We start from the raw sequence: 24,755 nt of genomic DNA on the forward strand, positions 1-24,755 counted from the left end.
CTAGCGTTCATCCTGAGCCAGGATCAAACTCTCCATTGTAAAATATCATTTTTACTTCTTGCCTCATTGCTGAAGCAATCGGTGTTTGTTGTCTGTACTTAGGACGAATATCCTTTTCGTTTATTGAAGCTTAGTAAACCTGACTTGTCAATTGCTTGACGGTTCGTTTCTTTTACCCAGTCAACTTTCTTATTTCTAAGAAGTTAACCGCTTCTTGTACTACTTGTCTGTTTATGTAAAATCTTTCAAAGAACTCTTTCTTTTGTTGCTAAGAGAAAGTGTATTTCTCAAAAGCGAGTGCAAAAGTACTAACTATTTTTCATTTCACCAAATCTTTTCGCAAAAAAGTTGCTTTTTTAGTCGGTTTTTAACATCTATAAAGACTTTATGCAATAGATTTTAGCTGCTTACATTATTATATATATGCGCTCGCCAGTGCACGCACTCAAGCGTATACGCAAGCGCACGATAATATTAAGGTTATAATGCTTTTTCAGTTAATTTACTCAAGTTTCGCAAGTTTTGTCCCATACGCCCTGAAAGGTTCTTGAACCACATGCGAAAGTTCTGTTAATTTATATTTAAAAATTGACGCTTATCCGTAGCCATTAACTTTATTTTCGCTGACAATACAATTAAGGTTATAATGTTTTTAAGATAATTTATATTTTAGAAGTTTACGCTTATCCATAGCCATTAACTTTATTTCGCTAACAATATTTTAACGGCTTATACATCAAGGATACTGATTAGACAGGGATTCTAGGAGTTTCTGCAGAAAGAAATCATAAAAAAAAAGAGGACTCTCTAAAAAAAGGCACCCATTTCGGAACCGCAAACAAGCGCTAAAACATGTAAAAACGAGCTGAATTCTTAAAATATGTTTATAAAATACACTAAACACCCTTCACCACCCTTCACCCGTAACTATTTGACACATAAAACGTTAAATAAAAAGGTGAAGGGTGAAGGTTTGAAAACTCTTTTTTATATATACGCGCGGCAAGGGAAAAATGAAAGGGTACCCTAGGGTCAAAAATCGGAAAAACCCTAAAAAAAGAATATAATATAAGATTTAAAATATACCCTTCACCCTTCACCTCGTCACCACAACCCAGTTTCCATATCTTCGTCATCTGATTACCTACATTTGTCTTCTGGGTTTATCCTTCGGAGATATTCTGCTATCTTTCGGAGATAATTTCTTATCCTTCGGAGATATTCTGCTATCTTTCGGAGTTATTTTCTTATCCTTCGGAGATATTCTTCTGAATGATTCCATGATTTTTTTCGCACTTTATTTCCCGAATCCACGCAAATCGCACAAATCGCATAGGTAGAAAACGGAAAAGACGTATCTTTGCATTCGAAATAAAACTAATAGCGTATGAGACTGGTAGAAGAAAGAGAAGATAAGAGATTAAGATGGCAATGGCAGATCAGTTTCAACCGCAAGGAGACTGACATGAAGTCAAACATCACCATCATTCCTAGCGGCAACTATCATATCCTGATAAAGGGTCTGAGAATGACGTAAAATTACGGAATAAATGTTAATAAAGCGCAGAGATTATCGTTCGTTTCAATAATTGGCATTATCTTTGCGCTTATTATATTATTCAATAGACCATAAATAACAAAAGAAAATAGAATTATGACAGAAAAGGAAATGTACAATCTGATAAATAGTCAGAACAACCAGCAAAGCAATGGCTTTGCTGTTAATGAGAAAGAGCGAGGTATAAGCGGTGTTTTCTCTGCTTTGATGCGCAAAGTGTATACATGGATGACCTTAGCTCTCCTGATTACGGGCGTTACTGCCTATGGTGTGGCTAGCAGTCCTACCCTGCTGATGACCTTGATGACAAGCCGCGGCTTGCTCTTTGGTTTGATTATCGCAGAGCTCGCCCTGGTATTCATCATTACTGGTGCCCTACAGAGACTCTCCCTGACTACGGCCACCCTACTCTTCATCGTCTACTCGGTTTTGAATGGTGCCATGCTTTCATCCGTATTCGTAGTATATACGATGACCAGTATTGCCAAGGTATTTTTTATTACAGCCGGCACATTCGGAGCGATGGCTTTCTATGGTTACACTACCAAGAAGGATTTGACCTCTTTAGGAAAAATACTCTTCATGGCGCTGATAGGCCTGATTATCGCTACCGTAGTAAACATGTTCTTGAAGAGTTCTGGGTTTGATTACATTTTGAGTTACGCAGGTGTAGCCATCTTCGTTGGCTTGACCGCTTGGGATAGTCAGAAGATCAAGCAGATGCTCCAGACACAATACGACATGAGCGAGGGCGCACAGAAACTGGCACTCATCGGAGCCTTGACTCTGTATCTCGATTTTATCAATCTCTTCCTCTACTTGCTCCGCATCTTCGGAGGCAGCAACAAGGAATAATGAAAACGGGAACCGGGAATAAAGTAAAAAAACAAAGAATAACATACATAACGAGAAAGGTTGGCTTGCCCTCAACGGGTTGGCCAACCTTTATTTTTTAATTCCTAGAAAAAGTAAATGCTAGAGTTATATTCTCTTCAAAAAGTTCTATGGTGCAAAGATAGAAAAAAAATTGAGAACTATGGTTTCAAAATAGCAAAAATAAGTTTCAAATGGACAAAAAGTGTCTTTTGACATTTTTCAGTGTTCCACTGATTTTTAGAAACTACCTAAACTTCAACAACTTACGCATTTACCCTATATTTATTAGGAGAGCAACCAAAAGAGGCAAAAAATACTCTTCTGAACGTAGAAATAGAATTAAATCCCGATTTGATGGCGATTTCCGGCAAAGGAAAGTTCGTTGACTTCAACAAGTTCTCTGCATACTGTATACGATAAGAATTCACATAATCATAAAACGTCTGCCCATTCTGCCGGTTAAAATAGCGACTCAGATAAGTACGGTTCGTACCTACAGCCAGCGCCACATCAGACAATTTCAGTTTCGGATTGAGATAGATTCTATCTTCCTCGAACAACCGCTGCACCTCAGCAGCCATCCCCGAAACATCTACTTCGTTCTGCTCTAACGGTACAATTTCAATATCGCTCAACTCTTCTATCACTGACTCATGCCTATAAACAAAATAATCTATCAGCATCCAGAGTATCAGAGAGCTTACCATATAGATATTGTCGTAATCCACATTAATAACGAAACAGCTCAGCGTCCATAAAAACAGAATCAGGAAGAAGGTATTGAGAATGGCAAGAAGCCAATTCAGATTAATATTTTCCTGATAAGAAAAGCGCTCTTTCAGCTCGCGGTGATACCTCCGAATCATAAAGAAAAGCAATATAAAGGTAGAGAATCCATAAATGGCTCCCCAGGCAGAAAGCACATAAAACCAGATGACATTATGGGTAAAAATATAGAACACCGGCAACAAGAGGAAAGGCAATTCCAGCATCAAAGCTTTCACCCATCTGAACCAGCCCGGCTTCACCAGTTCCATCAACACAAAGCTGTAGAACGGAATAATCATCATATCCAACGAAGACGTAAGATACCACGCATGCTCGTTGTCAAAACCATAAATCAGAAAGAAAACCAGGTCCTTTACCAACTGCAGGGCGACCACAATCATGAGCCACATAATCATCCGAAAGAGCATCTCCTTTCCTTTTCTCCAAAACAGGAAAGCCATCATGGAGAAGAACATCATGCTCATACCATAAATAAAACTCGTTACCGAATCCATGTCTACGATCTATGTAAATAAACAAAAAAGGCACACCTATGGAGAGAAGTTCTAACATTCCAAAGGTGTGCCATGATATAAATTTAATGCCTTATATATAATAAGGTGTAATATTAAATGAAATGACCTAATTAGTCGATTTCCTCATCGGCCTCGTAACCACCCATCTCACGGATAGCATTCTTCAGCATCGTATACTGCTGGTAGAGATGGTTTACAGGCTCTTCACCCTTAGTATAATCGTGCATAGGTGCCTTAAGGAAGAAACTCAAGAAACGCTGGATTCCGAAACGGCCTGCACGAGCTGCAAGATCGCTCAACAATGTAAGGTCGAGCAGCAATGGAGCAGCAAGGATAGAGTCGCGGCAGAGGAAGTTAATCTTAATCTGCATTGGGTAACCCATCCAGCCGAAGATATCGATATTATCCCAACCCTCCTTGTTATCGTTGCGAGGTGGATAATAGTTGATACGTACCTTGTGATAGTACTGAGTATCTTCATCGTTACCATGGCCATAGAGATCTGGCTGAGCTTCTGGCTTCAGGATTGTCTCAAGAGTAGAGAGTTTACTTACCTCCTTGGTATGGAAATTAGCTGGTTCATCGAGAACGAGACCATCACGGTTGCCGAGAATATTGGTAGAGAACCAGCCATTCAAGCCGAGACAACGGGTACCGATGATAGGAGCGAAACCACTCTTGACAAGAGTCTGACCTGTCTTGAAGTCCTTACCGGCGATAGGCATCTTGGTCTTCTCTGCGAGTTCCCACATAGCAGGAATATCAACAGTTGTATTAGGAGCACCCATGATGAAAGGAGCACCCTCTGTCAAAGCAGCATAAGCGTAGCACATGGATGGAGCTACATGCTGGCGGTCGTCAGCCTTCATTGCAGCCTCAAGTGCTGCCAATGTACCATGAATCTCCATATCTACAGGAACGTAGATTTCGGTAGATGCTGCCCAGATAACAACGATACGGGCACAACCGTTCTTCTCCTTGAAGTCGCGGATATCCTGACGAAGAGCCTCTACCATCTCCCAGCGGGTCTTGCAATCCTTCACATTGTCGCCATCAAGACGCTTTGCATAATTCTTGTCGAAAGCTGCCTTCATTGGTACTACCTTCTCCAACTCCTCGCGTACAGGGTTGATGTCTTTCTCCTTCAATACCTCAGCATACATAGCTGCCTGATAAGCATTCTGCGGATAAACATCCCAAGTACCGAATACGATATCATTAAGGTCAGCAAGTGGAACGATGTCCTTGTAGTGCAGATATTTCTTGTCTGCACCCTTGCCGACACGAATCTTGTCGTACTGAGTCATTGAACCTACTGGCTTTGCAAGTCCCTTACGAGTCATGAAAACACCGGTCATGAAGGTAGTAGCTACTGCGCCACAACCAACAACCAAGATTCCCAGCTTACCTTCTGCTGGTTTAACATTCATTTTTTCCATCTTCTAAAGGTTTATTTTATATTAAGTTGATTATAATCTAAGAATTGTGTCTGCAAAGATAACAAAAACTAATTGAACCGATGCGGTTTCCGTAGACTTTCTTTCAATAATTTACAATAATTAGCTAAAAATAGACAAAAAAGGCTTTTTTGCATCAAAAGCCTGGTGTAGAATATTTGTATAAAAGAAGGCAATACATGCATATTTATTCCACGCTTATGCATAACAAAAGACAAAATAATGTTATTTTATGCATTTTTCTTTCATTTTATTTTGTTATTTGCAAAATATATTGTAATTTTGCAGCCGTTAAACGAATAAAAATACAGCATATGAAGGCAAAGAATAGCAGATTGGAAACTTTGAAGATGCTTATATCAAGTCAGGAGTTGAGTTCACAAGACCAACTTTTGGAGGCTCTTCACAAAGAAGGCTTTAAGATTACGCAAGCCACATTGAGCCGTGACTTAAAACTGCTCAAGGTGGCAAAGGCAGCATCTTCGAGTGGAAAATATGCGTATGTCCTGCCCAACGATACATTATATAAGAGAGTATCAAACCATATTCCAGTGAGCAAGATGATGGTGAATACCGGATTCCAGTCTATCAACTTCTCTGGAAACATGGTCGTGATCAAAACCCGTCCGGGATATGCAAGCAGCATTGCCTATAATATAGATAATAGTGATATTCCTCAAATTCTGGGAACCATCGCTGGTGACGACACGATCTTTCTGGTTAAGAAGAAAGGGACAACAGAAGAGGAAATCATCAATGCACTAGCAGAGGTAATTCCAGACGTTCACCATAAATATATATAAGGTAGTTGCATTTTTATGCAAAACATACACCTTATTATATATAAAGAAAGAATATTAAAACAAAAACATTTTAAGATAGAAGAGAAAAAATGGAAGAAGCAGAAGTTAAAGTAATGGTGGCTGACGAAAGTCACATCAAGTACATCGACACCATTCTGACTACAATTGCAGAAGCTGCAAAGAAGCGTGGTTCTGGTATCGCCAAGCGTTCACCAGAGTATGTTGCCACCAAGATGCGCGAAGCCAAGGCGGTCATCGCTCTCCAGGGCGAAAAGTTTGCAGGTTTCAGCTACATCGAAACATGGGGCAACAAGCACTATGTTACCACATCAGGTTTGATCGTTCACCCAGACTTCCGTGGTATGGGACTGGCTAAGCGTATCAAGAACCTTACCTTTACGCTTGCCCGACAGCGATGGCCTCATGCCAAGATTTTCTCTTTGACATCCGGTTCGGCTGTCATGAAGATGAACACCCAGCTGGGTTATCTTCCTGTTACCTTCGCCGACCTGACCGATGATGAGTCATTCTGGCGTGGTTGCGAGGGTTGCATCAACGTAGATGTCCTCCATCGTACCAACCGCAAATACTGCATCTGCACCGCCATGCTCTTCGACCCAGAGGAGCATCTGCCTATCAAGCTTCCTCAGGAAGTGATTGAGAGAATCCGCAAGATTGACGGTCCATCTGCAGAAATTTAAATCCTTACATATAATTTAAGGTGTTGGCAAAATTGCCATCTAAACATTATTCACCACATATTAAACATAAAATAAAATGGCAAATAAAAAAGTAGTAGTCGCTTTTAGCGGCGGTCTCGATACATCATACACAGTAATGAAGTTGACCCAGGATGGCTGGGATGTTTATGCAGCATGCGCTAACACAGGTGGTTTCTCTGCCGAGCAGTTGAAGACCAACGAGGAGAACGCATATAAGTTGGGTGCCAAGGCATACGTCACTCTCGACGTTACCCACGAGTATTACGAGAAATCATTGAAATACATGATCTTCGGTAATGTGCTCCGCAACAACTGCTACCCTATCTCTGTATCTTCAGAGCGTATCTTCCAGGCTATTGCTATCGCACGTTACGCCAAGGAGATTGGTGCTGACGCCATCGCTCACGGAAGTACAGGTGCCGGCAACGACCAGATCCGTTTCGATATGACCTTCCTGGTAATGGCTCCTGGTGTAGAAATCATTACCTTGACACGTGACAAGGCACTTTCTCGTAAGGAGGAGGTTGACTACCTGAACGAGCATGGTTTCTATGCAGACTTCACCAAGTTGAAATATTCATATAACGTAGGTATCTGGGGAACCAGTATCTGCGGTGGTGAGATTCTCGATCCAACCCAGGGTCTCCCTGAAGAGGCTTATCTGAAGCACGTTACTGCCAAGGAAGAAGAGGCTGAACTGAAGATTACCTTCGAGAAGGGTGAGATTGTGGCTGTCAACGGCGAGAAGTTTGATGATAAGATTGCTGCCATCCAGAAGATTGAGGAGATTGGTGCTTCTTACGCCATCGGTCGCGACTGCAACGTGGGTGACACCATCATCGGTATCAAGGGTCGTGTAGGTTTCGAGGCTGCAGCTCCTAAGCTCATCATCGAGGCACACCGCCTGTTGGAGAAGAGCACATTGAGCAAGTGGCAGCAGTATTGGAAGGATCAGGTAGGCAACTGGTACGGAATGTTCCTCCACGAGAGCCAGTACCTGGAGCCTGTAATGCCGGATATCGAGGCAATGCTGACTTCTTCTCAGCGCAATGTAAACGGTACTGCCATCTTGAAGCTCCGTCCATTTAGCTTCCAGACTGTAGGTATCGATTCGCCAGATGATTTGACCAAGTCTAAGCTCGGTGAGTATGGTGAGATGCAGCATGGTTGGACAGCAGAGGATGCGAAGGGCTTCATCAAGGTAAGCTCTACCCCACTCCGTGTTTATTATGGTATGCACCCTAACGAGGAAAGATAAATTATGATTAGAGTAGGTATTTTAGGAGCAGCTGGTTATACAGGAGGTGAGTTGATTCGCCTCCTTATCAACCATCCTGAGGCAGAGATTGTATTCGCCAACAGCGAGAGTAACGCCGGCAACCTGGTGGCTGAGGTTCACGAAGGATTGTATGGCGAGACTGATTTGAAGTTTACCGCCGAGATGCCTTTCGACCAGGTGGATGTCATCTTCTTCTGCTTCGGTCACGGCAAGAGCGAGGCGTTCCTGAAGGAGCACAATGTTCCGGAGAACGTGAAGATTATCGATTTGGCACAAGACTTCCGTCTTGCCCCAGAGACAGTGGTTGCTACCCAGCAGCCAACCCCAGCCGCTCACGATTTTGTATATGGTCTTCCAGAAATAAATGAATCAAAAATAGCCGTAGCTCAGCACGTGGCAAACCCAGGTTGTTTTGCAACTTGCATTCAACTTGGTTTGTTGCCTGCTGCTAAGATGGGCCTCATCAACAGCGATGTATCTGTCAATGCCATTACCGGTAGCACCGGCGCAGGTCAGAAGCCAGGAGCCACTACCCATTTCTCATGGCGCAACAACAATATGAGCATCTACAAGGCATTCAACCATCAGCACGTGCCAGAGATTCGTCAGAGTCTGAAGCAGACACAGGGTTATCTCGATGCAGCCATCGACTTCATCCCTTATCGTGGCGACTTCGCCCGTGGCATCTTCGCTACAGAAGTGGTAAAGACCGACAAGCCAATCGAGGAAATCGTAGCAGGTTACAAGGAGTTCTACAAGGATGCCAAGTTCACCCACTATGTGGATAAGGCTATCGATCTGAAGCAGGTGGTGAATACCAACAAGTGCCTGGTTCATGTGGATAAATATGGCGATAAGCTCCTCATCACTTCCTGCATCGACAATCTCTTGAAGGGTGCCGTAGGTCAGGCTGTTCAGAACATGAACATCATGTTTGGTCTCGACCAGACTGCAGGTTTAAAGCTCAAGCCATCAGCATTTTAGATAAAAGAATACGGAAGAACGGATGAAAAATCATTCGTTCTTCTATCATAAAAATAGTTTGTAATAAGATAACTCTATGAGTTGTCTTTCTTAAAACATAGATTTAACATGAAACTTTACGACGTATATCCTCTTTTCGATATTAATATTGTAAAAGGACAGGGCTGCAAGGTATGGGACGACAAGGGTCAGGAATATCTCGACCTTTATGGCGGTCATGCCGTTATCAGCATCGGTCATTGCCATCCTCACTATGTGGAGATGCTCACCAACCAGTTGAACAACCTGGGTTTCTATTCCAACTCTGTCATCAACAAGTTGCAGGTGAAACTCGCTGAGCGTCTGGGCAAGATAAGCGGTTATGAAGATTATCAGTTCTTCCTCATCAACTCAGGTGCCGAGGCAAACGAGAATGCCTTGAAGCTGGCTTCATTCACCAACGGAAGAACCCGCGTGCTTTCTATAGAGAAGGCTTTCCACGGCAGAACATCCCTTGCCGTAGAGGTAACAAATAATCCTAAGATCATCGCTCCTATCAATGATAATGGTCACGTAACCTATCTTCCTATCAATGATTTGGAGGCTTGGGAGAAGGAACTTGCCAAGGGCGATGTATGTGCTTGTATCATTGAGGCGATCCAGGGCGTAGGTGGTTGCAACATGGTTACTCCTGAGTTTGCTCAGGGTTTGCAGGCAGCCTGCAAGAAATACGGCACTTTCCTGATTTGCGATGAAATCCAGTGCGGTTATGGCAGAAGCGGTAAGTTCTTTGCTCACCAGTGGTTGGGCATCAAGCCTGATCTCATCACCGTTGCCAAGGGTATCGGTAATGGTTTCCCTATGGGTGGCGTATTGATTTCTCCAGAGTTTACTCCTGTATATGGTCAGTTGGGTACTACCTTTGGTGGCAACCACCTGGCATGTACTGCCGCTCTCGCCGTTCTCGATGTATTTGAGAAGGAGAATCTGGTACAGAATGCGCATGAGGTTGGTGAATATCTCATCGCCCAGTTGAAGGAGTTGCAGAAGCGCAACAGCCATATCACAGAAGTTCGTGGCCGTGGTTTGATGATAGGTGCCGTACTCGATATTCCTCACAAGGAAGTTCGCAGCAAGCTCATTCACGAGCAGCACTGCTTCACCGGTTGCGCCGGCACTAACATCCTTCGTATCCTCCCTCCGTTGGTATTGACCAAAGAGAATGTGGATGACTTCATCGGAAGATTGGAAACCGTATTAAAAGAAGTATAAACCCTTTCTGATAAGGATATAAAGAAAACTCAACCCATAAAAGAAATAGAAAGAAAAGAAAGAGAGCGGCAGCCGAATACATTTTTGGCTGTCGCTCTTGTTCTTCTTTTCATATCTAGACATATAGTCATGGATTATACGTATCTATCCATATTCACCTCCTCTTAAATAGTAATAAGAAGATGTTTAACCCATTCATCACAAGCAGTATTATGCCAATGCCTCCACTTTCCAGTCATCGATACTTCGACGGTCTTCCGAGAAGTTGATGCCCACCTTGTATTTCTTTCTGCTGTCATCGGCGAAGGCAGCGAGATAGTCCTTGCTGTCGATTTGCTCCATCGCTGCCTCAGCATCCTTCTTATATTTAAGTTCCAATATATAGACGCTGCGCTTGGTTTTCAGCACCATGTCGATTCTGCCATCAGATGTAGGCACCTCTGGAGTAACATCACATCCGAGGATTAACAATATGGTGTAGAGCACGGCTTGGTAATGGCGTTCGTTGTTGTTGACCAATGTATATGGGAACTTCTTGTAGAAAGTCTGGAGATGAGGGAGGAATGCCTCCATATTGTCCTCGGCACTCAGGATGAAGTTCTTTGCCCATGCCATGTAGATAGCATCACGGTCGCCCATGCCGTCTGGGGCATAATAGCGGAAGAGGCTGTTGGAGAAGCCCTTGCGCACCTCTTCATTAGGAAAGGCAAGCTTGTATAATTTCGCCAAACGATTGTATGACTTTATTGTGAGATAGCCGCTTTGGTATAATACCGGCACAGGGTCAACAATCTTCTCTGTTGGAGTATCGAAGCGGTCGGAGGTTGTCCAAATGTCGTCCAACTGGAGCATATCGACATTTTTCTCTTGAAGCAGTTCTATCAGGAAGGTAGGAGTACCCGTAGAGAACCAATAGCTATCAAACTCATGGGTCTCTAAGCAATTGAACATGCTGTAAGGATTATACATATCGGCACCTTTCCCACTAAAGTGGTAGCCATCGTAATTATATCTCAACTCAGCTAAGGCCTCCTCATAGTTCATATCATTGGCCTGCGCTAATTCCTCTATATCATCGTGGAATTTTTCCAAGAGTTCTTCCTTGCTGATGCCACAGATAGAACTGTACTTATCCCACATACTGATATTCGTGATATTGTTCAGTTCGCTGAAGATACTCAACTGGCTAAACTTGGAGATTCCTGTTAAAAAGACAAAATGAAGATTGTCCTCTTCTGACTTCAAAGGACTGAAGAAGTTGCGCATGATGTCACGTATCTTGTCCTGCAGGTCCTTGTCTTTCATAGAGTCGTGCATCGGCGCATCATATTCATCGATGAGCACAACCACATTCCTGTCGGTCTTTTGCTTGGCGGCATTGATGATGCGAATCAATCGGACATTAAAAGCCTCGGTACTAACAGAAGTTATTTGGTATAAATCCTCGTATGTTTCAAGAATCTTATCAAGAGTTTCTATCAGGCTTTCCATATTATAGTATTTCCCCTTGCTAAGATCAAGATGGATAACGGGGTGTTTCTCCCAATCTTTTTCCAAGGCTTCCAGCTTTAGTCCTTTGAATAGCTCTTTCTTTCCTTCGAAGTAGGCTTGTAGGGTTGTGACAAGGAGTGACTTTCCGAATCGTCGAGGACGACTCAGAAAGCAATATTTCTTCTCATGCACCAACTCATAGATTAAGTCGGTCTTATCTACATATACATAATTTCCCTCTATGATATTCTTGAAAGTCTGTATTCCGAGAGGATATCTTCTACCTTTCATAAGCTATTCCCTTTAATTATGGTGGCAAAGTTAAGGTATTTTTCTTGATTAACCAAACTTTTTGTAGCCTTTTAGCCCGATAACTCGAAAAATCACCTTAAATGTCTCTACTTTCGAATAAAAGATATTTATAGTCGATTCAGCTCTGCATTACCGGCACCAGTTCCCTTGTACTTGCTGCGTGTGGTATTGAACTTATAACGAAGGGTGAGTTGCAGGTCTCTCGTACCCCGCTTAGATACTTGCAGGAGTTCCATCTTCTGGTTATAGAGCAAGTCGGCATCCCAACATTTATAAAGCAGGTCGTTGCCTTTTATTTCCAAGGTAAGGGCATCCTTTAGGAATGACTTACTGATACTGACATCCAGTACATGCTGCTCTTTGGCAAGATATACATTCATCGTGTTACCCTTGCTCTGATAGCGATAATCCACGTTAAGAGTGATGCCGCATGGCAAGGAGAAGGCATTGTTGAAGTTGCCCATGAAGATAGGACGGTTCAAGCGATAAGATGCCACATCAGTATGGAGGGTGAACCAGGGTTTCTGCATGCCCAAGTTGATTTGCGGCGCCCAAATGCCTATCTTTGGAGCGGCACTGATGTAGGCAGTCATGCTCTTGAGACTTTTCACGTTCTTACGACTTATCATGGTAATAGCTTCGTTCCCAGGTATTTGCTCCGCCCAATAGATGATGGCATTGCGAGAGTCCTTGTAGTTGACCATAAACTGGATGAACTTCCATACACCCGATAATTCCACTCTGTGATTGGTTTCGTTGTCGAGATAAGGATTACCTGTCTGGCGAGTAAATCTATTCATATAAGATACATTGTTGCTCAGTTGACTATATGAAGGACGAGAGGTCTTTACCGAATAGCTCAACTGTGCCATTACCTTACCTATCTTCGCACCATAGCTGATGGTAGGAAAGAGGTTGCGGAAGGAGCGACTCTGCTCGGGCTGATAGATGCCTGCATCATAATACTTGAATCTTACATACTCGTATCGCAATCCTGCCGTGATGTTTCCTATCGGGGTGAGGCGTGCATATTGGATGAATGGACTTGCCGTCTGCTCCTCCAACTTGCTATAAGAGTTGGTGAGGAGGTCGGTGCGATTCACTTCGTAGTCATCGTTGCGACGGGTATGGATATACTCAGCTCCATAGGAGAGATTACCTCCTAAGAGAGGAGAGGTAATTACGAGTTTGGTGGCTACCATCTTGTTGCTCACACGATTCTTGGAGTTGACGTTACGAGAATCGTGCTCCTGGCTCTGTTCATCGCTATAGGCATAAGCCCTGTTTGTACTGAAATAGAGGTCGGTATTCAGATCAATAGTGGTCTTGCCCAATGTGCCGTTGTAGTAGGCATTCAATTGATGGCTAGGATTGTCCTTGTCAACCGTCAGACCATCGGTTTTGATATAGTCGTAAAACTTATCATCGGCAGTTACCTGACTATCGAAAAAATCTTTTGAGCGAGAATAGCCTGGCGAGGTCAAGGTGTATCTCGCACCAATGGAATGATTGGCATTGAAATCATAGCTAAAACCACTGATAAGACGGTGCGATTCTATGCGATCTGTTACTTCGTTGTTGTTATGCTGTTGCCAAAGCGTATCTACATGTACAGTCTGTTCGTAGGTGGCCTTTTGCATCCATGTTGCATCAGAGAACTTATAAGTGGCAAAGAGATTCAGTCCATTATGACGATAGTTCATGTTAACCTGTTGGATGGTATTGTCGTGCTTATTATACCAATACACAGAGCGAGTATCAAAGCCGAAGCCTTCGCCTTTCTTCTTGATGGTTTTGATTTTGATTACCGCATTTACCGAAGCATCGTAGACGGCTCCAGGATTCTGGATGACTTCCACACTCTTGATGTCAGAAGATTTAATGTTATCCAACTCACTGATGTCTTGCATCTTCCTGCCGTTGATATATATAATAGGTGTACCCTTGCCGACCACCTCATATCCATCTTTCTTCTTCACGATACTCGGCACATGCTTCAATACATCGTCTGCCGTACCCATCTTGCTAAGCACGGTTCCTGCCACGTTGGTCAGCAGTCCTTCGTGGGTCTTCTTATATTGAGGAAGATGAGCTTTCACCACCACTTCGCCAAGTTCTTTGGAGAACTTATCAAATAGGGTCGTGTCGGAAATCTGTTCGCCGTTGATGTTCTGTGCCATCATCTGTGTTATAGTAATGCCACAGAAGGATGCTACTAACGCAAGTCTTTTCATTTTCTTACTATTCTTTATGTTGTTACTATTCTTATTTGTTGCAAAATAGCAAGGCAACGGCTATGCCAAAAACATAAACAACTGATTATCAGAACATATAGAAAAAAGACCATAAAAGGACCTGTCTAAATACTTGACACTGCTGTCTAGTTATTAGACAGAAAAGCCATCAAAAAGGTTGCGATGCGACATCATCTCCTTCATATACTCATGGTATTATTATTGTATTCTTGCTGCAAAAGACTGAAAAACAATGAAATAGCAAAATCTATCACATTTTTATGAGGGACTTTTTAGAAGATTAACACACTTTTATGAGGGACTCTTCGAGTTATCCATACACTTTTATGAGGGACTTCCTACTTTTTCGTCTTTTGCTGTATCTTTTTGTATTTCAATTGGCTCTATTTCCAATTGATCAAAAATTATTTTATCTGAATTGCAAATTTCATTCTTGAATTTAGAGATATTTTTATTAGAAGCATTATTCAAATATACGACAATTCTATTTTGAATAGGTTTGATACCAACAGCAACCCACCCAATTTCGTCTCGCAATGCAGCTTTCTTGGCAAAAGATACTTTCAATTTAGCGTTTAATTCTTTTAATTCTTGAAGAGAATAAGTACAAGATACAAATGTCACATTTGAATCTGTGCCTAGTCTTTTCTTTATATCTTCTATTCCTTTTGGACTTCCATTTTTGACCATGACAATAAGTTTATTTGCCTTGACATATGAGCCTCCAAAATATTCTGGTGTTATTATGTTATCAGATGTTGTGTTGTTTTCCCTTACTGCAACATTTGCATAAGAATCATATAACTTTTCATTAAGTTGTTCTATGTTGCTTGCATAAGAAGGCCTACACTTATTACTATTCTCTGCACAAGAAGAGATAAATCCTAAAAGGATAAAAGAGAAGATTGTAAAGTATAAATTCTTACTATTCATAGTTGATAAAATTTAATAATACTACAGCATGGGTTAGTTCCACCCATCGAGTCGGGCTCAACTGCTCTCAAAGTCCTAAGTACTCCAAGGTGTTTTTGGAACACAACCAATTCTTTACCACATCTTTGGGCTCAATGGGATTCTTCTGCCTTGCTATATCGGCAATGCAGATGTAATCAACACCATCTTTGGTTAGTGTTTTTTCGTTTGGTTTCTTACAATAATCTTTGCCATAAGATATTTGTTTTGCATTCATTTTTAGATTTTTGCGTTGTCGGTTTCCCGATTGCGAATGCGAATATACGAAAAATATCGCTAAAATGGGAACAAAAGAATAAAAAACGGATGAAATTTCGAAATAAGACTTGGTTTTTAACGGTTGTTATAGCATTGGCGCACGTTTATTGTAGTGTTAAAATTGCAAAGACTATAAATAATGATAAAGGCATTTAGTGAGGAAAAAGGAAAAAAGATTGATTGAGCAAGCAAATGTCAAAAGCAAATAATAGAGCGGCAGCCGATACATTTTTGGCTGTCGCTCTTGGCGTTTTAAGAAAAAGTTATTACCTTTGCCAACAGGAAGAGACAACGCAAGAGTAACTAATGAATTCCTCACTCTTCGTTCTTCACTCTTCACTTACGAACATGACAGAGAAACAACAAAGCATGGCTGCCGCTGCCTTCGCCAAGCGATGGGAAGGCCGGGGATATGAGAAGGGCGAGAGCCAGACATTCTGGATAGAACTCCTCACCGAGATTTTCGGGGTGGAGAGTCCTTCAGTGTTCATCACCTTCGAGCAACAGGCACAACTCGACCATACATCCTTCATCGACGGAATGATTCCCTCCACCCACGTGATGATAGAGCAGAAATCATTGGGCAAGGATTTGAGACAGGCCATCAAGCAGAGCGACGGCTCTTTATTAACCCCCTTCCAGCAGGCACAGCGATATAGTGCCGCACTGCCTTACTCGCAGCGCCCTCGATGGATAGTGACCTGCAACTTCGCCGAGTTCGATGTCTATGACATGGAGAACCCAAAGGGTGAGCCATCCCGTATTCTCCTCAAAGACTTGGAGAAGGAGTACTATCGCTTGCAATTCCTGGTAGAACAGCAGGGCGTTCACCTGCAACGGGAGATGGAGGTATCAATGAAGGCTGGCGAGATTGTCGGCAAACTCTATGATGTCTTTGTTACTCAGTATGATGCCGATGACCCTCAATCACTGCGTTACCTGAACATTCTTTGCGTGAGGTTGGTTTTCTGCCTCTATGCTGAGGATGCAGGAATCTTCGGCAAACGAGATATGTTCCATGATTTTCTGGCTCATTATCAGACGGAAGATATGCGAATGGCTCTGGTACAACTCTTCGAGGTTCTCAACACCCCAGCCGACAAGCGAAGCAAGTATCTCAATCCCTCGCTTGCCGCCTTTCCATATACCAATGGCGGACTCTTTGCCGAGGATATTGACATTCCGCAGTTCACCGACGAACTGCGTGATACGCTCCTGCAGCACGCCTCGCTCGATTTCGACTGGAGCGAGATTTCTCCAACCATCTTCGGCGGAGTGTTTGAGAGTACCCTCAATCCTGAGACTCGACGTTCAGGAGGTATGCACTACACCTCGATAGAGAATATCCACAAGGTTATCGACCCTCTGTTTTATAACGACCTTCGAACAGCGTTCGAAGACTGTTTGGAGGAAAGCAACATCAAGAAACGTATGCAGCAACTTCATGCCTTGCAAGACAAGATGGCAGAATTGCGTTTCTTCGACCCGGCGTGCGGTTCAGGTAACTTCCTCACGGAGACTTACCTTTCGCTCAGAAGACTGGAGAACGAGATTATCAAGCAGATATACAGCGTGGAGCAACTTAACGCCTTCGAGAATCCCATCAAGGTGAACATCCATCAGTTTTACGGCATCGAAATCAATGACTTCGCCGTCACCGTAGCCACCACCGCTCTCTGGATAAGCGAGGCGCAGATGATGGCAGAGACAGAGAAGATCATCCACCACGACATCGACTTCCTGCCGCTGAAGAGCTACGCCAACATCCATGAAGGCAACTCGCTACGGATAGATTGGGAAAGTGTTTGCCCTAAAGAGAAATTGGATTACATCATCGGCAATCCGCCATTCGTGGGAGCAAGAATGATGGAACAAGGAAGCGAACAAAAGAAAGATGTACAAAACATATTTGGTAACATCAAAGATGTGCAAGACCTTGACTATGTATGCTGTTGGTACAAGAAAGCGGCAGAGATTATGAAGGGCACAAAAATTGAGGCGGCTCTTGTGTCAACGAACTCAATCTCGCAGGGAGTACAAGTTCCAATTCTCTGGAATGTGTTGTATAAAGACTTCAATGTGCATATAAACTATGCGTACCCTACATTTAAGTGGACGAGTGAGTCAAGCAACAAAGCTGCTGTACATTGTGTTATTGTTGGTTTTGCATGGCGCAACCGCGAAGAGAAATGTCTATATTATACTTATGATAACGGTGTGCAGAAACATGTTGTGAGCAGCATAAGTCCATACCTGACAGAAGGAAATGAAATGACAATAGAGCCGCACAAGACCCCGTTGTGTGATGTTCCAAAGATGTGCTTCGGAAATCAGCCGAGAGATGGAGGGCATTTTGTTATCAGTCCTGAAGAACGCGAGGAAATCGTATCCAAGGATGATGGAGCCGAAAAATTCTTGCGTCCATATATGGGTGCGGAGGAATTTATAAAAGGAAAAAAGCGCTGGTGTCTATGGCTTAATCATGCTACTCCTGCCGAAATAAAACATTCGCCAACTCTGTATACCAAAGTGAAAGCCGTGCAGGAGATGCGGCTTGCTTCAAGGGCTAAGACAACAAACGGCTATGCCAAGGTTCCACACTTGTTTGCGCAGATGACGCAACCGGAAGGTGCTGATTACATAATCCTGCCAAGGGTTTCGTCAGAGAGACGAAAGTATATCCCAATGGGCTTTATGATAGCCGATGTGATTTCCAGTGACGCTGTTCAGATAATTCCCAACGCCACTCTCTACCACTTCGGCATCTTGGAGTCGAACGTCCACATGGCATGGATGCGAGCGGTGTGCGGTCGCTTAGAAATGCGTTACCGCTACAGCAAGGACATCGTGTACAACAACTTCCCTTGGCCATCGCCTACCACAGAGCAGCAAGCGAAGATAGAGGCATCCGCCCAAGCCATCCTAGATGCGAGGGCATTGTATCCCGACTCCTCTCTCGCCGACCTCTACGACCCGACACTCATGCCAAAAGAGCTTTTGCAAGCTCATCGCCAGAACGACCGAGCCGTGATGGCAGCCTATGGTTTCTCCACCAAGATGACGGAGAGTGAATGCGTAGCGGAGCTGTTCAAGAAGTATGCAGAAATGGTGGAATAAAGAATTTGCGATATAAGCCAACAAGGGCATCTGCCTCCATCTCCATCATCTGTAAGATAGGCAAGTACAAGGAAAAGAGAACCAAGGACGTAGATACTTCCAGAATGGGAGTAAACTAGCAAATTTCTTAAAATATCGTCAGTAAACTAGCGTACTTTCTTAAAAAATCGTCTATAAACACGCTATTTTCAGATAAAAGTAGTATCTTTGCACCGTAATTGCATTTTAACTATAAGACGACAATGAAAATAACAATTATCGGAGCAGGTGCCATGGGCGGTGCCATGGCAGAAGGACTCTTGCAGAGCGAGAAGTTCACTCCATCAGATATTACGGTATCAGACCATAACCAACCAGTATTGGATCACTTCGCAAGCGAAGGAGCCAGCGTAACCCTCGACAACCAGTTGGCTTGCCACGGCGCAGACATCGTATGCGTGGTAGTAAAGCCATGGTGCGTAGAGAAGACATTGAAGGGTATCAAGGATGCACTCGACTACAAGAGTCAGAAACTCGTGGTCGTTGCAGCCGGTGTGCCATCAGCCAACATCAAGGAGTGGTTAGACAAGGATGGCATCACCCCAACCTTCTTCCTCGTGATGCCAAACATCGCCATCGCCTACAAGCAGTCGATGACCTTCATCACTCCTGTAGATGCATCTGCCACAGAAATCCAGCAGATTACAGAAATCTTCGATGAATTGGGCGAAAGCCTCATCATGGAAGAACGTCTCTTCCCAGCAGCCACAGCCATGTCGTGTGCCATCGCTTACGCCATGCGCTATGTAAGAGCCAATGTGGAAGGCGGCGTAGAGATGGGATTCAAGGCTAAGGATGCCCAGAAGATTGTCTTGCAGACCATCAAGGGTGCCGTAGAGCTGCTTCAGGAAACTGGCGAACACCCAGAGGCTGCCATTGATAAGGTTACTACTCCTGGCGGCTGCACCATCAAGGGCCTCAACACCATGGAACAGGGCGGCTTTACCAGCGCAGTGATTAATGGTTTGCTGGCAGGAAAGAAATAAAATCTATCTGTAGATGATAGAAGACATATAGCAAACAACCCATAAAAAAAAGCAAATGCAGCAGGAGTTTTATACTCTTGCTGCATTTTTTATGTTTTATAAGATAGCTAACTACATTTATTGCACATAATCCTTGGATAAATGGAAAAATAAATGTATCTTTGCCAAAGAATAAAAGAACAGAAAGACTATGGCAGAGATGAACACAAGGAAATTGCCAGCAGGCATACAATTCTTTAGCATTATCCGCAAGGAAGGCTACTTATATGTTGACAAGACCGACTTGGTATGGCAACTTACTCACTCAGGTGATTTATACAATTATCTGAGCCGTCCTCGTCGTTTCGGTAAATCTCTGCTTATAGATACCTTGCAATGCTACTTCGAAGGCAAGAAAGAACTCTTTGAGGGGCTGAAGATTATGGAACTAGAAGAAGAATGGACTGAGTATCCCGTCATCAGACTTGACATGAGCGGTGCAGGTGCCACTGCTGCCGAAATCAAAGACTATCTCAATCTTGAGTTTTCGAAATACGAAGCTTTATACAGCATCAAGCCTAAAGAGACATCTCGCGAATCCGTACGTTTCCAAGTTATCCTTGACACAGCCTATCAAAAGACAGGTAAGCAAGTAGTGGTGCTGATTGACGAATACGATTCCCCTTTGCAGCATTCATGGAAGACACCAGAGCATGAAGGTTGCACTGAAGTTTATCGTTCTGTATTCTCCGTACTCAAACTCAAAGGAAATGTACTTCGCTTTGTCTTCATCACAGGCATCACGAAGTTTACCCAGATATCCCTATTCTCTGTACTTAACCATCTGACAAACATCAGCTTTCTCCCACATTTTGCCCCTCTTTGTGGCATCACCGAGGAAGAAATGACAGTCAACTTCGCCCCAGAGTTGGAAGCCTTGGCAGATAAGATGGAATGCAGCATTGAAGAAGCACACGACAAGTTGAAGACCTATTATGACGGTTATCATTTCAGCGATGAGAACATGACCGACATCTACAATCCGTTCAGCTTGCTCAACGCCCTCTCCCAATTGCGTCTGCGCAACTATTGGATTTCATCCGGCGCCACTTCCATGCTGAATAAATTCGTAAACAACATGGAGTTACGCCTTCATGACTTCGAAGATTGCTACATCGACAAAGACACACTGGAGACATCAGATGTCATAGAAGGCGGTTCCGAACTATTCCTCTATCAGACAGGTTATCTCACCATCAAGGGTTTTGATGAAGATGGATATTCTTTAGGCTTTCCGAATGAGGAAGTAAGAAAGGCTCTCTATAAAGCCGTATTGCCTGCACTGACCCAGAAGGACATCACGGATATTGTCTCCATACAAAGTAGGTTGATGCACAGTATGAATAATGGCAATTTGGAAGAAGCCAAGCAGTGTATGAAATCTCTTATCTCAAATGTCCCATACAGCAATAAGAAATTGGTAAGTATGGACATGGAGGAGCGTTATCGCCTTATCATCAGCACCATACTGAATGCCATAGGCTGCAAAGTAGAAGTAGAACACATGCTATCAACTGGCAGGATAGACATCGTAGCCTCCACCTCTCGTTTCATCTATGTGATGGAACTAAAGTTAGCAAACAACGGAGGGATAAATGCTGCCGAAAAACAAATGATTGACAACGGATATCTCAAGCCATTCTTGGCAGATGACCGAAAAGTTATAGGGGTAGCTGTAGAATTAGATGACATGGGCAAAGGACTCATTGATTGGAAAGAAGTAAAATAAAAAAGAAAACAAGTTTGGTATATGGAAGATGAAGTCTGCGCATTCTAATAGTTTTATGCTCTTATGCATAAATATCACTTTAATCTATTAATTTATCAGCAGATTGTTTGGATATATCAACAAAAAGTCGTAATTTTGCCCCAAAATGCGAAGGTTCGCAATATACCTTCGCCAGGAACAACTAAAAAGAATAGCACTATGGACGAAGCAATCAAGCAAATCGGTGAAAGACTGAAAGGTCTCCGTGAGGTTCTCAACATCCCGGCTGAGGAAGTGGCAGAACTTTGCGAAATCAGTCTTGACCACTATCTCAAGATTGAGTCGGGAGAAGCCGACCCATCCGTGTATCGACTTTCAAAGATTTCAAAGCGATACGGCATCGACCTCGACGTATTACTCTTCGGTGAGGAACCTCGCATGAAGGGATACTACGTAACCCGCAAGGGACAGGGACCGGAGATAGACCGCAACAACCAGTATAAATACCAGAGCCTTGCCGTAGGATTCAAGGACAGAAAGGTGAATCCGTTCATGGTACAGGTGGATCCGTTGCCAGGCGACAAGAAGCCGAACAAGAACGGACACGACGGACAGGAATATGATTATGTGATTGAGGGACAGCTTGAAGTTACCATCGAAGAGAAGGTGATGGTGCTGAACCCTGGCGACAGCATCTACTTCGACAGCAAGAAGTCACACTGCTTCCGCTCACTCAACAATGAACCTGCTAAGTTCCTTTGTATAATTATCTAGAAGAGTAACTATGATCGAGAGATTTCTAAAACAGACAAAATTCACTTCAGAGCAAGACTTCAAGGAGCATCTGGAGTTTATCATACCAGAAGATTTCAACTTTGCCTACGACGTGATGGACGAATGGGCAAAGATCAAACCAGACCACGTGGCGCTGCTTTGGGCAAGCGAACGAGGTGAAGAAATCCGTTTTACATACAAGGACCTGAAGGAGCAGAGCGACAAGGCTGCTGCTTATTTCCAGAGTCTCGGCATCGGTCACGATGATAAGGTGATGCTGATTCTGAAGCGTCACTATCAGTGGTGGCTTGCCATGCTCGGTCTCCACAAGTTGGGCGCCGTAGCCATTCCTGCCACCCACATGCTTACCAAGCACGACATCGTTTACCGCAACAATGCAGCAAGCGTGAAGGCTATCATCTGCTGCGGCGATGATTACGTGGTAGAGCAGGTTAATCAGGCTATGCCAGAGAGTCCGACTGTCAAGACTTTGATCAGTATCGGTCCGGATATCCCTGAAGGTTTCCACGACTGGATGAAGGAATGGAACGAATGCGCTCCTTTTGTTCGCCCTGAACATGTAAACTCTAATGAGGATACCCTGCTGATGTACTTCACATCGGGAACCACTGGCGAGCCAAAGATGGTGGCACACGATCACCTCTATGCCCTCGGTCATCTGACCACGGGTGTATATTGGCACAATCTCCACGAGAACTCCATCCACCTTACCGTAGCCGATACCGGTTGGGGCAAGGCTGTATGGGGCAAACTCTACGGACAATGGTTTGCAGGAGCCACCGTCTTCGTCTTCGACCACGAGAAGTTTACGGCTGATAAGATCATGCGCCAGATTGAGAAGTATCACATCACCTCTTTCTGTGCCCCTCCTACTATCTACCGCTTCATGATTCAGGAGGATTTCTCTAAGTATGACCTCAGCAGTCTTGAATACTGCACCACTGCGGGTGAGGCTATGAACCCATCCGTGGCAGAAACCTTCCAGAAGCTGACAGGTGTTCAGATTTACGAGGGTTTCGGACAGACTGAGACTACCATGACTTTGGGTACCTTCCCTTGGATCAAGCCAAAGCCAGGAAGCATGGGCAAGCCAAACCCACAATATGATGTTCACATCCTTCGCCCAGACATGACGGAATGCGAGGATGGCGAAAAGGGCGAGATTTGCATCCGCATCGGCGATGACAAGCCTATCGGCCTCTTCAAATATTACTATCGTGATGAAAAGCAGACCAAATCGGTTTGGCATGATGGTTACTATCATACAGGCGATATGGCTTGGCGTGATGAGGAAGGCTACTTCTGGTTTGAGGGCAGAATCGACGACGTGATCAAGAGTTCGGGTTACCGCATCGGTCCTTTCGAGGTAGAGAATGCCCTGATGACTCACCCTGCCGTAGTAGAGTGCGCCATCACCGGTGTGCCAGACCCAATCCGCGGTATGGTTGTCAAGGCAACCGTCGTACTGAAGGATGAATACAAGAGTATGGCAGGTCCAGACCTCATCAAGAAGCTGCAGGATCATGTGAAGCATGAGACTGCTCCTTATAAATATCCTCGCATCATCGAATTCGTAGATGAATTGCCAAAGACCATCTCCGGCAAGATTCGAAGAGTAGAGATTCGAGAAAAAGACGGGGTTAAGTGAAAAACGAAGAGTGAAGAGTGAAGAATTCTCTTGCTTTAACAAGCTAAAATTTAGCATAAAAAAGCTATTGAATTCTTCACTCTTCGTTCTTCACTCTTCACTTAAATATGTATTCAACATAAAATATAACAAAAAGAACAAGAGAATTATTCACTCTTCGTTCTTCACTCTTCACTAAAATTTATGGGAAAAAGAATCGTAGTAAAAGTGGGCAGCAACGTGCTGACCCGAGAAGACGGAAAACTGGATGTAACGAGAATGTCGGCGATTGTTGATCAGATTGTCTGGCTCAAAAAGCACGACTATGAGGTGATTCTGGTTTCTTCTGGTGCCGTGGCTGCCGGAAGAGCCGAGCTGCACGTTGACCACCATTTGGACAGCGTGGAGCAGCGCCAGCTGTTCTCTGCCATCGGACAGGTGAAACTCGTAGGTCTCTATTACAACCTTTTCCGTGAATATAAGATAAAGATTGGTCAGGTATTGACCATGAAGGAGAACTTCGGTGCCGAGGAGCAGTACAAGAACCAGGAGGCCTGCATGCAGGTGATGCTGGAAAACAACGTGCTCCCTATCGTCAACGAGAACGATACCGTGTGCATCACCGAGCTGATGTTTACCGATAACGATGAGTTGTCTGGCTTGATTGCCAAGATGATGAATGCCGACACCTTGATTCTATTAAGTAATGTGGACGGCATCTACAATGGTGACCCAAGCGAGCCTACCACCCGCATCATCCCATCGGTTTATTACGACCGTGACATCAGTGAGTACATCCTTGCCAGCAAGAGCAGTCACGGCAGAGGCGGTATGACATCGAAAGTAAAGACCGCTCACGACGTAGCCAATGCCGGCATCAAGGTAATCATCGCCAACGGCAATACGCCAAACATCCTCATCA

General features: G+C 43.8%; 18 protein-coding genes. 13 read left to right on the forward strand and 5 right to left on the reverse strand.

All coding sequences use genetic code 11. The annotated features are described in order from the left end of the window. Nucleotides 1-1,387 precede the first annotated feature (1,387 nt). Both KSW37_RS12110 and KSW37_RS12115 read left to right on the forward strand, forming a co-directional pair. Entirely contained in the window at nucleotides 1,388-1,537 is a 150-nt protein-coding gene (locus KSW37_RS12110; protein ID WP_217743478.1) for a hypothetical protein, read from the forward strand. A gap of 117 nt (nucleotides 1,538-1,654) precedes the next feature. After that, nucleotides 1,655-2,413: a Bax inhibitor-1/YccA family protein gene (locus KSW37_RS12115; RefSeq protein ID WP_022121137.1), complete on the forward strand. Its 759-nt coding sequence runs from the start codon at nucleotides 1,655-1,657 to the stop codon at nucleotides 2,411-2,413. A 284-nt stretch (nucleotides 2,414-2,697) separates the two neighbouring features. Here the strand turns inward: KSW37_RS12115 and KSW37_RS12120 are convergent, their stop codons facing one another. Both KSW37_RS12120 and KSW37_RS12125 read right to left on the reverse strand, forming a co-directional pair. Beyond that, entirely contained in the window at nucleotides 2,698-3,717 is a 1,020-nt protein-coding gene (locus tag KSW37_RS12120) for a helix-turn-helix domain-containing protein (protein WP_217743479.1), read from the reverse strand. Between the two features lie 131 nt (nucleotides 3,718-3,848). Continuing rightward, nucleotides 3,849-5,177 (reverse strand): inositol-3-phosphate synthase, encoded by a 1,329-nt coding sequence (locus KSW37_RS12125; protein ID WP_118081929.1) that lies wholly within the window; start codon nucleotides 5,175-5,177, stop codon nucleotides 3,849-3,851. Nucleotides 5,178-5,509: 332 nt separating this feature from the next. Between KSW37_RS12125 and argR the strand changes: the two genes are divergently transcribed. From argR to KSW37_RS12150, 5 genes are all read left to right on the forward strand, one after another. Continuing rightward, complete coding sequence (argR, locus tag KSW37_RS12130) at nucleotides 5,510-5,998, forward strand: arginine repressor (protein ID WP_117694687.1); 489 nt, start codon at nucleotides 5,510-5,512, stop codon at nucleotides 5,996-5,998. 89 nt (nucleotides 5,999-6,087) lie between these two features. Further along, a complete protein-coding gene (locus tag KSW37_RS12135) occupies nucleotides 6,088-6,699 on the forward strand; it encodes a GNAT family N-acetyltransferase (protein ID WP_022121132.1) in 612 nt (203 codons plus the stop codon). Nucleotides 6,700-6,775: 76 nt separating this feature from the next. After that, a complete protein-coding gene (locus KSW37_RS12140) occupies nucleotides 6,776-7,978 on the forward strand; it encodes an argininosuccinate synthase (RefSeq protein ID WP_217743480.1) in 1,203 nt (400 codons plus the stop codon). 3 nt (nucleotides 7,979-7,981) lie between these two features. Beyond that, nucleotides 7,982-8,983 (forward strand): N-acetyl-gamma-glutamyl-phosphate reductase, encoded by a 1,002-nt coding sequence (gene argC / locus KSW37_RS12145; protein WP_217314225.1) that lies wholly within the window; start codon nucleotides 7,982-7,984, stop codon nucleotides 8,981-8,983. 108 nt (nucleotides 8,984-9,091) lie between these two features. Continuing rightward, complete coding sequence (locus KSW37_RS12150; RefSeq protein ID WP_217743481.1) at nucleotides 9,092-10,234, forward strand: aspartate aminotransferase family protein; 1,143 nt, start codon at nucleotides 9,092-9,094, stop codon at nucleotides 10,232-10,234. A gap of 210 nt (nucleotides 10,235-10,444) precedes the next feature. On the opposite strand, the gene KSW37_RS12155 is transcribed toward KSW37_RS12150, so the two are convergent. From KSW37_RS12155 to KSW37_RS12165, 3 genes are all read right to left on the reverse strand, one after another. Then, entirely contained in the window at nucleotides 10,445-12,016 is a 1,572-nt protein-coding gene (locus KSW37_RS12155; RefSeq protein ID WP_217743482.1) for an ATP-binding protein, read from the reverse strand. Between the two features lie 128 nt (nucleotides 12,017-12,144). Next, nucleotides 12,145-14,271, reverse strand: coding sequence for an outer membrane beta-barrel family protein (locus tag KSW37_RS12160; RefSeq protein ID WP_217743483.1), 2,127 nt, complete (start codon nucleotides 14,269-14,271; stop codon nucleotides 12,145-12,147). Nucleotides 14,272-14,616: 345 nt separating this feature from the next. Continuing rightward, entirely contained in the window at nucleotides 14,617-15,225 is a 609-nt protein-coding gene (locus KSW37_RS12165; RefSeq protein WP_217743484.1) for a hypothetical protein, read from the reverse strand. A gap of 645 nt (nucleotides 15,226-15,870) precedes the next feature. On the opposite strand from KSW37_RS12165, the gene KSW37_RS12170 reads away from it, so the two are divergent. The 6 genes from KSW37_RS12170 to proB form a co-directional block, all read left to right on the forward strand. Continuing rightward, the gene (locus KSW37_RS12170) at nucleotides 15,871-18,639 is read left to right on the forward strand and encodes a DNA methyltransferase (RefSeq protein ID WP_217743485.1); all 2,769 of its coding nucleotides are present in this window, start codon (nucleotides 15,871-15,873) and stop codon (nucleotides 18,637-18,639) included. 242 nt (nucleotides 18,640-18,881) lie between these two features. After that, the gene (locus KSW37_RS12175) at nucleotides 18,882-19,664 is read left to right on the forward strand and encodes a pyrroline-5-carboxylate reductase family protein (protein ID WP_217743486.1); all 783 of its coding nucleotides are present in this window, start codon (nucleotides 18,882-18,884) and stop codon (nucleotides 19,662-19,664) included. Between the two features lie 190 nt (nucleotides 19,665-19,854). Then, nucleotides 19,855-21,432, forward strand: a complete 1,578-nt coding sequence (locus tag KSW37_RS12180; RefSeq protein ID WP_217743487.1) for an ATP-binding protein — start codon at nucleotides 19,855-19,857, stop codon at nucleotides 21,430-21,432. Nucleotides 21,433-21,630: 198 nt separating this feature from the next. Next, nucleotides 21,631-22,185, forward strand: a complete 555-nt coding sequence (locus KSW37_RS12185; protein ID WP_117662198.1) for a helix-turn-helix domain-containing protein — start codon at nucleotides 21,631-21,633, stop codon at nucleotides 22,183-22,185. A 10-nt stretch (nucleotides 22,186-22,195) separates the two neighbouring features. Next, nucleotides 22,196-23,854, forward strand: coding sequence for an AMP-binding protein (locus tag KSW37_RS12190; RefSeq protein ID WP_153121972.1), 1,659 nt, complete (start codon nucleotides 22,196-22,198; stop codon nucleotides 23,852-23,854). Between the two features lie 183 nt (nucleotides 23,855-24,037). Further along, nucleotides 24,038-24,755 (forward strand): glutamate 5-kinase (gene proB, locus KSW37_RS12195; RefSeq protein WP_217743488.1); only part of this gene is annotated, 718 nt, incomplete at its 3' end.

Origin of the sequence: Segatella copri, assembly GCF_019127135.1 — a bacterium.
Taxonomy (GTDB): domain Bacteria; phylum Bacteroidota; class Bacteroidia; order Bacteroidales; family Bacteroidaceae; genus Prevotella.